The following is a 12,351-nucleotide window of genomic DNA, read 5'->3' as shown; positions in this document are numbered from 1 at the left end:
CGTCGTCATGCGCAAAACCACTCTGATCACTGGTGGAGCCGGTTACATCGGTTCGCACACGGCCCTGCAACTGGTCGAGGCCGGGCGTTCGGTTGTGATCCTCGACAACCTGAGCAACAGCTGTCGCGAGTCGATTGCGCGGCTGGCGCAGTTGAGTCACTCGAACATCGATTTCATCGAAGGCGATATCCGCGACGCGGCGCTGCTCGACGAGATTTTCAGCACGTACGACATTGATGCGGTGCTGCATTTCGCCGGGCTTAAAGCGGTGGCGCAAAGCGTACGACGGCCGATGGAGTATTACGCCAACAACGTCGTCGGCACCCTCAACCTGTGTCAGGCGATGGCCCGGGCGCATGTGTTCAATCTGGTATTCAGTTCCTCGGCGACGGTGTACGGCGAGCCCGCGACAACGCCCATCGTCGAGGCCTTGGGAACCGGCAAACCGGCCAACCCGTATGGACGTTCGAAGTTGATGATCGAAGAATTGCTGACTGACCTGACGCTCGCGGATTCGCGCTGGAACATCGCGGTGCTGCGCTATTTCAATCCGATCGGCGCCCACCCGAGCGGCCAGCTCGGCGAAGCGCCCAACGGTCAGCCAGCCAATTTGCTGCCCTGCCTGACGCAGGTCGCGATGGGCCTGTCGTCCGCGCTGACCGTGTACGGCAACGACTATCCAACGGCGGACGGCACCTGCGTTCGCGATTACATTCATGTGCTCGATCTGGCCGAAGGTCATCTCAAGGCTTTGCAGATGCTGCAGGCTGAGCCAGGCCTGCACATCTGGAACCTCGGCACCGGCATCGGCTACAGCGTGCTGCAAATCATCAGCGGGTTTGAAGACGTCACCGGCATCAGCATTCCCTATCATTTTGCCGAGCGCCGCGCCGGTGACGTGGCCGAATGCTGGGCCGATGCCGGCAAGGCCGAGCGCGAACTGGGCTGGTGCGCCCAGCGTGATCTGACACAGATGTTGATCGACAGTTGGCGCTGGCAATCCAACAACCCTCGGGGCTACAGCGCGCAGCCGGCGCCGCTGCTCGCCGTTGGCATGAAATGACTTATGAGCAGATTACCGTGGTTGCTGCTTGCCTTGATTGTGCTGAACACCGGTGCGCATGCGGCGCTTGAGCGACCGACTGCCGCTGGCCTGGTGCTGTGGCTGGATGCTGACGACCCGGCAGGCATGACCCTCGACGCGCAGAATCAGATCGTGCGCTGGCGCGATAAATCGGCGAAGGGCCACGATGTCGACGTCGACAACCCCAAGGCTGCGACCTTGCCGCAGCGCGTGAGCGATGCCCTTAACGGTCGAGCCGTCGTGCGTTTCAATGGCACGGCGGCTTTTCTCGGCAAAGCGATTCGCACCGCCAAAGGCCCGGTCACGGTGTTCGTAGTGTCACGGCGTTTGCCCGAGCAGGCCGGCGGCAAGGCTTGGCAACGGTTATTCAGTTCGCGACCGCAGCTGGCCGACAACGACAACGTCGCGCCGAACTTCGGCATCAGCGTGCAACAGACCACGGCGTACGAGCCGACCCTGGCCTTTCTGGAGAGCCAGGATGTACCGATTGGCCCGTTCGCGGTGGCGCGCAATGTCGTCGGCACCTCGGAAATCCTCCGTGGCGATATCGCCGAAGTGCTGGTGTATGACCGCCCGTTCAGCAGCCAGGATGAGCGCCGCAGCGTGTTCGAATACCTGGCGAAGAAATGGGCAATCGCCATCCCGCCACAGGCCGATGCCTGGACCCGCGTCGGCGCGCTCGGCCCCACGCCGACGCCGACCCACGCTGATTTGCCGCTATCGGATCAAGCCAACGTCGGGCGCTGGCAGCGCGATACGCGGCTGTCCGACGAGTTCAACGGCACCACACTCGACGCCGCTCGCTGGCACGTCAACGATGCCACCGGCACCGACTCACTGGGCCGAAAACCGGCGCTGTTTCTGCCGGAGAATGCCAAGGTCGGCAGCGGCAACCTCAACATCACGTTCCGCAAACAGACGTTGCCCGACAAATACGTGCGCCTGGGCTACAAGGACTACAGCTCAGCCATGGTGCGCACCGAAGAACGCGGCCTCTACGGTTACTACGAAGCCCGCGCCAAACCGATGAACTCCGCTGGCTCCAGCGCCTTCTGGCTGGCCTGGACCGGCCTGCCGGACAACGCCACCGAAATCGATATTTTCGAAATCGGCGGCAAGACCAAAAACGAAGCCTTCGACCGCCTCTACAACATGAACGCCCACGTCTGGGCCACACCGCAGAGCAGCGAACACCTGAGCGCCGGCAGCACCTGGATAGCACCGTGGCGCCTGGCGAACACTTTTCATGTCTACGGTTTCGACTGGCAACCCGAGACGCTGCGCTGGTACGTCGATGGCGTGCTGGTCAGGGAAGCGAAAAACACTCACTGGCACTTCCCCATGCAAATCGTCTTCGACAGCGAGGCGATGTGGGACTGGTTTGGCGTGGTCGACGATGGGGATTTGCCTTCGGTATTTCGGGTGGATTACGTGCGGGTCTGGCAGCGTAAGCCCTGAGGTTTGCTGGCAACTCAGGGCTTGAGAATCAACAGCGGCTCGCCCTTCTTGACGATGTAAGTCGCCAGTTCCGCACCCTTTTCGCTGCCGATATTTTTCGCCACATGGGCGACACCTGCCGGGATGAACAGCGAATCGCCGGCCTTCAGCGTGACCGGCGCCTGCCCTTCCAGTTGATACTCAAAGACGCCGCTGATGACATGGGCCACCTCAACCCCAGGGTGCGCGTGCCGGGGCGCCGCCACCCCCGCGTCGAAATCGATGCGCGCCTGAACCACCTCACGGTCGGCAGCGCCGAGATCCTGACGAATCAGATCGGAGCGGCTCAGCCCTTGCTGCCAGCTCATGGCTTGGGTATCGGCGGCGTGGGCGACGCTGCTCAGGGATGCGAATACAACAGCGCTGGCGAGAATCAATCGACGGTACACGGTGTGGCCCTCTCAAACGTAGTGGTGTGATGGCCCCTACTTTGAGCGCGGCGTGTACGCAGATTGTGTCGCCGAAGCGCCGTTGGTTATTCAAGTGTGTACAGGGCGGGTCTGGATACACGCTTATACAAACGACTCGCCGCCCTGGCACTGCGTCAGTAGCCAGGTCCTGAACTGAGTCGGGTTTCAACTGAACCAAGGCGTGATGTACTTTTTGACGTCATTCCCGTCCGCTGGGCTCAGCGTTTTGGCAGTTTTTTTGGCTTTCAACTGGGTGCAGATTTCCGCCAATAGCAGGTACATCGCAGAATCCTGCATTTTGATCGCGTCCCATCGGTTGAGGAAATGCTGATGAGTGTTGAGGTAAGTCCAATCTAATACGTGGCTGCCTCCCAGCGATTGGTAGTGGTTGCATTTGAGCATGCTATTTATTTCGTCGCCTTTCACGCCAGTAAAGGTATCTGCGGCATTTACATACGCAGGATTGTTGGCATCGAACTCGACTCGAAAATGAAACGGGAAATCTTGATGCCCCTTGACCTCCGACTCGACCCCCATCAGCCCGGTATCCAGGCCCACGCGCGATTTGCCGACAAATAGCCGCAGGATTTCACAATAGCGAGCGAGCGCTTTGTCTTCTTTCGATGCGATGAAATATTTCGGAAAACCGACTCTTACTTTTTCACTCGTCCGGGGATTGATGATAGTCAGGATGTTCAATTCGCCTTTGGGAGCAACGCCGCTGATCCAGGGAAGCAGCGCCTGCAACGCCTGCAACTCCTCCACATCCTGAAGATAACCGAGATTGACGGGTAGCTCGAACGCCCCATAAAAAAGATTCCGGGTTCGATCATCGGTCATGAAACAAAGGCGATTGAGCCGCTCAGCCACACGGACGCCCGCCGCTCGCCCACAACCCATGCCAAAACCATCGTAACCAACGAGCGTGACACCAACGTTCTCGAAATCCCGGTAATTGGCTATTTCCACATTTGAAACGAGAAATATAACCGGCACCTGTCCCGCCAATCGATACCACCAAAACTCCTCAGGGTTATCTTTGACACCGTCGAGCCATGCCCGATTCTTGCCGCTTGAGGGAATAAGAATGGCGGGCAAGGTTGGAAACTTTTCCATCAGTGCTGTGAAGTCAGGCAACTCAAGCGGATCAAATGAACAAGATTGCTCGCGATGACTTTGCAGCAGGTCAAAAAGCTTCATGTATTCAACCAGTCCTGCCCCGCAGACCTTGGGCTGGATCTGGCGAACATCCGGGTATTTGATATTGGTGCCTGATGGGTAATAGATACTCCAGTCCAGATCCTGGAATTGAATACACATGTCCGGGCATGCATCGAGCGTTTCCTTATCCCGCAATTTGCGCGCTGCGTTGCGGATCGCGCGGGCCTGACCACGCGCCTCATCGCGAATGGCACAAGCCTCTTCATAGAGGCTCTTCTGTTTCGCAATCAGAGCCTCAAGCCGTTTGGCATTCGCCACCTTATCGGGGCACTCTTCGATGGTAATGGAAATTTGCTTGCTGACAGGCAAGGCGCCTTTCTCAGCGGCACCGTCCATTTGTTTGAACAGCGCTTTCAGTTGACTAGCATTGGGATCACTATCTTTTTTGCCCCAGTAATTTTTAACAAGGCCAGCGACATCATCCGTGAGGGTCGTTTCAACTCTTCTTTCCATTTTTCAAGCCACGAACGTGAGTAAACCGGTTTGATGAAAGCCACAGTTTGTGGCGACTTTAACTGACGGTGAATTGCCGGGGTCGATGGTCAGCATCAGCTTTTCACTGTTCTTTATAGCCTTTAATTGGATCAGTGCCTGACTGGCAATGCCCTGCCCCCATGCTGGCCGCGCGACCCAGTAGGAAACGCCAATGACCTCATTACCGCCCTCCGCAAAAATGGCGCCCAACAATTGGTCCTTTCGATCAACGATGGCAAACCCGATCGTTGAGCTGGAATCGAGGTCACGAATTTTTTGCAGCACGTCTTCGACACCGATCATCGGTTTCATCCGGCCGAGTCGCCAGACATCGGGATGCATTGCCTGGCGCCAATATGGCTCGGCGTGACGTTCATGCAGAGGCGTCAGCGACACCGCCACACGGTCCGGCATCTTTCGGTAACGGCTGACGATGTCGAACTGGCTAGCGTTGTTCCAGTCCTCAGCGCAGGCAAGAGAAAACAACGCTGGAATCCGGTATTGGCTGTCATGACTGGCCAGCGTCTTTCTGAACGGCGGGTACTCGTCAAAGTGCGATCCGACAATGAAGGAAACGCGTACGAACGCTTCGATATCATCACGGGCGTCCAGTTGCTGCACGATGGATTTGGCGATCGCGGTTTCCAGCCGATCATCGATTTCGCGTGGCGACAGCCCCGCGACGGCATGTGGCGTCGTACGTCGCAGTTCGGCAAGCACAGACTGGGCGATTTGACGACGACATTCTTGTTCAAGAATAGAGAGTTGATCGGTGCGAATCGCAAGCATCGGGGGTCTGCCTGAGCCAAATGAATTGAAAAGACGGTCCTTGCGCGCAGGAGTATGGTATCGATTGTGCAAACGGGCCATTGCGCCAACGAACCTGTAAACTGCCGCCCTCTTTACTTGCTCAAACAAGGGATCGGCATGGCCAACCAAGACATCACCTTCACCCCGGATCCAGACGTGGACTCGATTTCCTCGGACGTCACGACCTTCAACGGGATCATGGTTTCCACGCAGATTCCAACCCGCGCCGACGGCAGCCTGGAGCTGGGCGACATCACCGCGCAAAGCGAATGCACCCTGCAAGCGCTGAAAGTCGCACTGGAACGCGCCGGCAGTTCGATGGATCGCGTCATGCACCTGACCATCTACCTCACCGACATGGCCGACCGCGCCGCGTTCAACGCGGTGTACAAGCGCTTCTTCGCCAAGCCGTGGCCGGTGCGGGCTGCCGTAGGTGTTGCAGCGCTGGCCGTTGAAGGTATGCGGGTGGAAGTCACTGCGATGGCCGCCAAGGCCTGATTTCACACCGCATAACCCTGTGGGAACCAGCCTGCTGGCGATAGCGGTCGGTCAGGTAATCAAGATGTTCGCTGCACTGGCCCAATCGCTAGCAGGGCTAGCTCCCACAGGGGTTCACGGTGTAGCTGAGATTGATGGCACGCCACATAACTCTGTGGGAGCCAGCCCTGCTGGCGATAGCGGTCGTTCAGGCAATCAAGATGTTGGCTGCATTGGACCAATCGCTAGCAGGGCTAGCTCCCACAGGGGTTCACGGTGTAGCTGAGATTGATGGCACGCCACATAACCCTGTGGGAGCCAGCCCTGCTGGCGATAGCGGTCGTTCAGGCAATCAAGATGTTGGCTGCACTGGCCCAATCGCTAGCAGGGCTAGCTCCCACAGGGGATCGGCATCCACATAACCCCGGCAATGCCATCGGGCAGCGCAGGCGTGCCGGGCGCGCGTTTCGCGGTTAGAATGCGCGCCTAACCGTGACAGCCTGACTAAAAAAACTATGTCCTTGCCCAAGCATCATCTGGAATTGCTCAGCCCTGCCCGCGATGTCGCCATCGCCCGCGAGGCCATCCTGCACGGCGCCGACGCCGTGTACATCGGCGGCCCGAGCTTCGGTGCGCGCCACAACGCCTGCAACGAAGTCGGCGAAATCGCTGAGCTGGTCGAGTTTGCCCGCCGTTACCATGCGCGTATCTTCACCACCATCAACACCATCCTGCACGACAACGAACTGGAGCCGGCGCGCAAGCTGATCCATCAGTTGTACGACGCCGGTGTCGACGCGCTGATCGTTCAGGATCTGGGCGTGATGGAGCTGGACATCCCGCCGATCGAACTGCACGCCTCGACCCAAACCGACATCCGCACCCTGGAGCGAGCGAAGTTCCTCGATCAGGCCGGTTTCTCGCAGCTTGTTCTGGCCCGTGAGCTGAACCTGCAGGAAATCCGCGCAATCGCCGACGAAACCGACGCCGCCATCGAGTTCTTCATCCATGGCGCGTTGTGCGTAGCCTTCTCCGGCCAGTGCAACATTTCTCACGCGCAAACCGGCCGCAGCGCCAACCGTGGCGACTGTTCGCAAGCCTGCCGTTTGCCGTACACCCTCAAAGATGAAAAGGGTGGCGTGATCGCCTACGAAAAACACCTGCTGTCGATGAAAGACAACAACCAGAGCGCCAACATCCGCGCCTTGGTTGAAGCCGGTGTGCGCTCGTTCAAGATCGAAGGTCGCTACAAGGACATGGGCTATGTGAAGAACATCACCGCCTATTACCGCCAACGCCTCGACGAAGTTTTGGAAGATCGCCCAGACCTGGCCCGCGCCTCCAGCGGCCGTACTGCGCACTTCTTCCTGCCCGACCCGGAAAAGACTTTCCACCGTGGCAGCACTGATTACTTCGTCACTGATCGCAAGATCGACATCGGCGCTTTCGACTCGCCGACCTTCACCGGTCTGCCAGTGGGCACCGTCGAGAAAGTCGGCAAACGCGATATGCAGGTCGTCACCCAGGAGCCGCTGTCCAACGGTGACGGCTTGAACGTGCTGGTGAAACGCGAAGTGGTCGGTTTCCGCGCCAACATCGCCGAAGCCAAAGGCGAGTTCGAAGAAGACGGCGAGAAGCGCTACCGCTACCGCGTCGAGCCGAACGAAATGCCCGAAGGCCTGTTCAAGCTGCGCCCGAATCACCCGCTCAATCGCAACCTCGATCACAACTGGCAACAGGCGCTGCAGAAGACTTCTTCCGAGCGTCGCGTGGCCCTGAGCTGGGTCGCGCGTTTGCGTGAAGAGCAGCTGGAAGTCACCGCCACCAGTGAAGAAGGCATCAGTGCCAGCATCACCCTGCCCGGTCCGTTCGGTGTGGCCAACAAACCTGAGCAAGCGCTGGAACAGCTGCGCGATCTGCTCGGCCAGCTCGGCACCACGCAGTACCACGCCACCGACATCAAACTGGATGCGCCAGAGGCGTTCTTCATCCCCAACTCGCAGCTCAAAGCCTTGCGCCGTGAAGTGATCGAGAACCTGACCGCCGCCCGTGTTGCCGCTCACCCGCGTGGCGGTCGTAAAGCCGAAACCAGCCCGCCGCCGGTGTACCCGGATTCGCACCTGACCTTCCTCGCCAACGTCTACAACCAGAAGGCGCGCGACTTCTACCACCGTCACGGCGTGAAGCTGATCGACGCGGCGTACGAAGCGCACGAAGAGCCGGGCGAAGTGCCGGTGATGATCACCAAGCACTGCCTGCGCTTCTCCTTCAACCTGTGCCCGAAGCAGGCCAAAGGCGTGACAGGCGTACGCACCAAGGTTGCACCGATGCAGTTGATCCACGGCGATGAAGTGCTGACGCTGAAGTTCGATTGCAAGCCGTGCGAGATGCACATCATCGGCAAGATGAAAGGCCACATCCTCAACCTGCCGCAACCGGGCAGCGTGGTCGGCCACATCAGCCCCGAAGACCTGATGAAAACCATTCCGCGCGCACCGCACTGAGTGGACGGCGTGCGCGGTGCTTCGGCGCCGCGCACGCCTATATCACCAAGCCAGGCCAAATCGCAGGCATAAAAAAACGCCAACTTCTTGAGAAGTTGGCGTTTTTTTCGAATATGGCAGGGGCGGCTGGATTCGAACCAACGCATGGCAGGATCAAAACCTGCTGCCTTACCGCTTGGCGACGCCCCTACTGCTCTTTCCAGCTACTTCGTTAGGTTCGCTGTGAGAACGGGGCGCAATTTACCAAGGTTTTTTTGCTTTGGGAAGCGCGGAGTGAAATATTTTTTGTTTTAAAACAGCTACTTATTATTTTTGCCTGAATGGCTCCCGTCAGCGGGCCCGTTTTGCCGTCATGTATCACAGTGTGTACACGCTCCCTACCGATACATCTCCTTTCAACAACGCCCGTTTTCGACACAGCCCGGATACGTCCCCACGCTCAAATGCACCCAAGGTTTCAAGGGTTCACGAAGACCCCTCGGCCAAAGGTTCGCACAGGAGACGTCAGCATGAAAAAGGCACTGCATACCCGCAACACCGCGTTCGGTTTGTCGATTCTGGCTTTGTCGTTGTTCGGCGCTGTCGCTAGCGTTCAAGCGCAAGCTGTGGAACCTGCGGCCGTCAGCTATTCCGCGCCCTCGCCCTTTGGCCCGTTGAAGCATGTGAAGGCTGGCGTGCTCGACGTGGCCTATGCCGAGACTGGCCCCGCAGACGGCCCGGTGGTGATCCTGCTGCACGGCTGGCCTTACGACATTCACAGTTACGACGAAGTCGCGCCGTTGCTCGCGGCCAAGGGTTATCGGGTGTTGATGCCGTATGCACGCGGTTACGGCGATACGCAGTTCCTCTCCAAAGACATCCTGCGCAACGGCCAACCGGCGGCGCTGGCCAGTGATGTGATCGACTTCATGGATGCGCTGAAGATCAAGCAAGCGGTGCTCGGCGGTTATGACTGGGGCGCGCGTTCGGCGGACATCGTCTCGGCGCTGTGGCCGGAACGGGTGAAGGCGTTGGTCTCGGTCAGCGGTTATTTGATCGGCAATCAGGCTGCCGGGCAAAACCCGCTGCCGCCCAAGGCTGAGTTGCAGTGGTGGTATCAGTTCTACTTTGCGACTGACCGTGGCCGCGCCGGTTACGAGAAGAACACCCACGATTTCGCCAAACTGATCTGGCAAACCGCTTCCCCACAATGGAAGTTCGACGACGCTACTTTTGATCGCAGCGCCAAGGCACTGGAAAACCCCGATCATGTCGACATCACCGTGTTCAACTACCGCTGGCGCCTGGGCCTGGTGCAGGGCGAAGCGAAATACGCCGCACTGGAGCAGAAACTCGCCACCGCACCGTCGATCAGCGTACCGACCATCACCCTCGACGGCGACGCCAACGGTGCACCGCATCCGGCGCCGGAGGATTACGCCAAGCGTTTTACCGGCAAGTATCAGTTCCGTTTGATCAATGGCGGAATTGGCCACAACCTGCCGCAGGAAGATCCGCAGGCGTTTGCCAAGGCTGTGATCGACGCCGACCATTTGTAGAAAAAAAAGCAGTCAGCCGCCAAGGCTGACTGCTTGATTATTAACGTCTGCGATTACTCCGTTGGCACCACAAGATCCAACGCCTTGTTCACGGCCAACTCCCCCAACATCACTACTTGCGCAATGCCGAGCAAGGCATGGCGGTTTGACCCCTCCAGTACGCCTGCAAAATTACCGAGCATGACCGTAGCAGATGCCAACGATCCGCTGGCATTGGTCAGCAAAGATTCAGCGTCCGACTGCGGATTGACCATGAACAGCGTGCTGGCCGTATAGGGCTCGGCCATGATCGCGGCAGGCAGAAGGTAATGGTCAAGGGCTCGTTCTGCCGCTTCGTGAAGCTTTCTTGAATGAGGTGATACGTAAGGCGATGCCGGATCGGTGACCGGCGGTTCGGGTAGCGGTGACATCAGCTGAAACTCCAGACAAGAAGGTACTTTGATAGAAGGCGTGAGGCGTCGCGAGCATGGACGCCTCTGTGCAATGAGAGAGGCACGCCCCCCTCACTCATCTGCAGCGCAACTAGTGCGGCAAGCGCTGGTTATCCAGCACTCGACCGACCACCAGCTCACTGAGCATGATCACCTGTTGCAGGATCAGCATCTTCTTGCGCTGGGAACTGTCGATCGAATCAGCCAGCTCACGGGCCATGTCACTGGCGGAAGACAAGGTTTCAGACGCCTCGACCAGCAACGTCTCGTTATCCACCGTGGGGTCGATAACGTAGATCCTGCCGCTCTTGCGGTTCGGTATCGAGAGCTTCTGCGAGCCGGGACTGAGGTAGAAGTTGATCGCGCGTTCGGTGGCCTCTTTGATGTTCTGAGGTTCGAGCGAAGCGTCGTAGGGGATTGGATCGGTTTCTGGCGGGTTTGGCGTGACTTTGAACATAAAGGACTCGTTGTCTTGAAAGAATTGAAGAGCCGTCACTTTCGCTACCAAACGAAGGGTGGCGGCCACACGTGGGTTGGTAGACCGGTCAAGACAGGAAAAACCCGGCGCCCCCGAAAGGGCCCCACGCATGGCCACCATATAAAAACTGAGCCCCAAAAAAGAGACTGCATAAGGTGTGACGCCATACGGTTGTCGAGAAACGGGCTACCAAACCCGATCACTGTTTTGCAGTGACCGGGAAACGATACAGCCCGCCTCAAGGCGCGTAAGCCGGCGGATTCTGGCGTACGCGTAGGCAACGGCGCAAGGTGTTGTAGCCGTTGTGGCGTAACAGTGCGTGTAACTTAAACGCGTGTGCGCATAGGTGTTTAAGAACCCTTCGGTAAACGGCTGGTGTTATTTCACCAGCCGTTTTTCTTTGGAAGGCCTGTAGCCGAAATACGAGCTGTAGCACTTGCTGAAATGGCTCGGCGAAACAAACCCGCAAGCCACCAGCACTTCCACCTGCGACAATTCGGTGTGCTGCAACAAACGCCGCGCTTCGGTAATCCGCAGTTCCAGGTAATAGCGCTGCGGCGTGGTGCCCAGTTGTTCCTTGAACAAACGCTCCAACTGCCGGCGAGAGCGTCCGGCGTATACCGCCAGTTGCTCCAGTTCCAGCGGCTCCTCCAGGTTGGCGTCCATCAGTTTCACCACTTCCCGCAGCGGCGCACTGACGCAGATGTTCTCGTCCGGTTTGATCCGCCGGTAACGCGATTCCTCGAAGGCGAGGATGTCTTCAATGCCTTCGACCAAGGCTTTGCCGTGCAGGCTTTTGATCCAGTCCAGCGCCATGTGAAACGCCCCGGACGGGCTCGACGCCGTGAGGCGGTCGCGGTCGATCACGTAGGGTTCGCTGCTGACGTGGGTGGTTTTGGCGATTTCGGTCAGTGCCGGGCGGTGTTCCGGGTGGATCGCGCAGCGATAGCCGTCGAGCAATCCGGCACGGCCGAGGAACCACGAGCCGTTCCACAACCCGGCGAGGCTGATACCGCGCTCCGCCGCAGCCTTGAGCAAATGGATGAATTCGTCACTGGCGCGCAACTCGGTGCGATAACCGCCACACACCACCAGCAAATCCAGTTCATCAAGCGCAGACAGTTCAAGCCGTGCATCGGGGCGGATGACCAGTCCCAGATCACTGATAACTTCACCGTCGCCCAAACCAAACGTGCGCGAGGAAAACAATCCCGGACGCAGCAAATTAGTGGTGACCACCGTGTCCAGCGCCTGGGTAAATGCTGGCAGTGAAAAGTGTTCCAGCAGCAGAAAACCGGTGCGGGTCAGCAGCGGGTCAGCAGCGCTGTGTTCATTCAGATAGCGAAGGTTTTTCCCCTTCATGCCTCCGCTGAATTGGCGTCGTTCGATCAAGTTCGAGTCCATCGGTCTGTTGTTATGCGCCGATA

At 58.4% G+C, this 12,351-nt stretch carries 11 protein-coding genes and 1 tRNA gene; 5 read left to right on the top strand and 7 right to left on the bottom strand.

The window, feature by feature from the left end:
- Positions 1-7 precede the first annotated feature (7 nt).
- Together galE and AC3Y64_RS12295 are read left to right on the top strand one after the other, a co-directional pair.
- Positions 8-1,063, top strand: a complete 1,056-nt coding sequence (galE, locus tag AC3Y64_RS12300; protein WP_489987656.1) for a UDP-glucose 4-epimerase GalE — start codon at positions 8-10, stop codon at positions 1,061-1,063.
- A 3-nt stretch (positions 1,064-1,066) separates the two neighbouring features.
- Complete coding sequence (locus AC3Y64_RS12295) at positions 1,067-2,542, top strand: family 16 glycosylhydrolase (RefSeq protein WP_489987655.1); 1,476 nt, start codon at positions 1,067-1,069, stop codon at positions 2,540-2,542.
- A 14-nt stretch (positions 2,543-2,556) separates the two neighbouring features.
- On the opposite strand, the gene AC3Y64_RS12290 is transcribed toward AC3Y64_RS12295, so the two are convergent.
- From AC3Y64_RS12290 to AC3Y64_RS12280, 3 genes are all read right to left on the bottom strand, one after another.
- Positions 2,557-2,970, bottom strand: a complete 414-nt coding sequence (locus tag AC3Y64_RS12290; protein ID WP_489987654.1) for a cupin domain-containing protein — start codon at positions 2,968-2,970, stop codon at positions 2,557-2,559.
- A 186-nt stretch (positions 2,971-3,156) separates the two neighbouring features.
- Complete coding sequence (locus AC3Y64_RS12285; protein ID WP_489987653.1) at positions 3,157-4,665, bottom strand: hypothetical protein; 1,509 nt, start codon at positions 4,663-4,665, stop codon at positions 3,157-3,159.
- Positions 4,666-4,668: 3 nt separating this feature from the next.
- On the bottom strand, positions 4,669-5,475 hold the full coding sequence (locus AC3Y64_RS12280; protein WP_489987652.1) for a GNAT family N-acetyltransferase: 807 nt from the start codon (positions 5,473-5,475) through the stop codon (positions 4,669-4,671).
- Between the two features lie 138 nt (positions 5,476-5,613).
- Between AC3Y64_RS12280 and AC3Y64_RS12275 the strand changes: the two genes are divergently transcribed.
- Positions 5,614-5,994: a RidA family protein gene (locus tag AC3Y64_RS12275; protein ID WP_489987651.1), complete on the top strand. Its 381-nt coding sequence runs from the start codon at positions 5,614-5,616 to the stop codon at positions 5,992-5,994.
- A 494-nt stretch (positions 5,995-6,488) separates the two neighbouring features.
- Positions 6,489-8,477 carry a peptidase U32 family protein gene (locus AC3Y64_RS12270; protein WP_489987650.1) on the top strand — a complete coding sequence of 663 codons (1,989 nt, stop codon included), beginning with the start codon at positions 6,489-6,491 and terminating at the stop codon, positions 8,475-8,477.
- Positions 8,478-8,591: 114 nt separating this feature from the next.
- Here the strand turns inward: AC3Y64_RS12270 and AC3Y64_RS12265 are convergent.
- Positions 8,592-8,666, bottom strand: a tRNA-Gln gene (locus AC3Y64_RS12265).
- A 320-nt stretch (positions 8,667-8,986) separates the two neighbouring features.
- Here AC3Y64_RS12265 and AC3Y64_RS12260 point away from each other — a divergent pair.
- A complete protein-coding gene (locus tag AC3Y64_RS12260; protein ID WP_489987649.1) occupies positions 8,987-10,015 on the top strand; it encodes an alpha/beta fold hydrolase in 1,029 nt (342 codons plus the stop codon).
- A 53-nt stretch (positions 10,016-10,068) separates the two neighbouring features.
- Here the strand turns inward: AC3Y64_RS12260 and AC3Y64_RS12255 are convergent, their stop codons facing one another.
- The 3 genes from AC3Y64_RS12255 to AC3Y64_RS12245 form a co-directional block, all read right to left on the bottom strand.
- Positions 10,069-10,425, bottom strand: a complete 357-nt coding sequence (locus tag AC3Y64_RS12255) for a DUF6124 family protein (RefSeq protein ID WP_489987648.1) — start codon at positions 10,423-10,425, stop codon at positions 10,069-10,071.
- Positions 10,426-10,537: 112 nt separating this feature from the next.
- Positions 10,538-10,903 (bottom strand): DUF6124 family protein, encoded by a 366-nt coding sequence (locus tag AC3Y64_RS12250; RefSeq protein ID WP_122595685.1) that lies wholly within the window; start codon positions 10,901-10,903, stop codon positions 10,538-10,540.
- A 399-nt stretch (positions 10,904-11,302) separates the two neighbouring features.
- Positions 11,303-12,328: a GlxA family transcriptional regulator gene (locus AC3Y64_RS12245; RefSeq protein WP_489987647.1), complete on the bottom strand. Its 1,026-nt coding sequence runs from the start codon at positions 12,326-12,328 to the stop codon at positions 11,303-11,305.
- Positions 12,329-12,351: the final 23 nt, after the last annotated feature.

This window comes from Pseudomonas sp. 4CAES_32.4 (assembly GCF_058136335.1).
The sequence above is the reverse complement of the archived record's forward strand: the minus strand, read 5'-3'. Positions and strand labels throughout refer to the sequence as shown.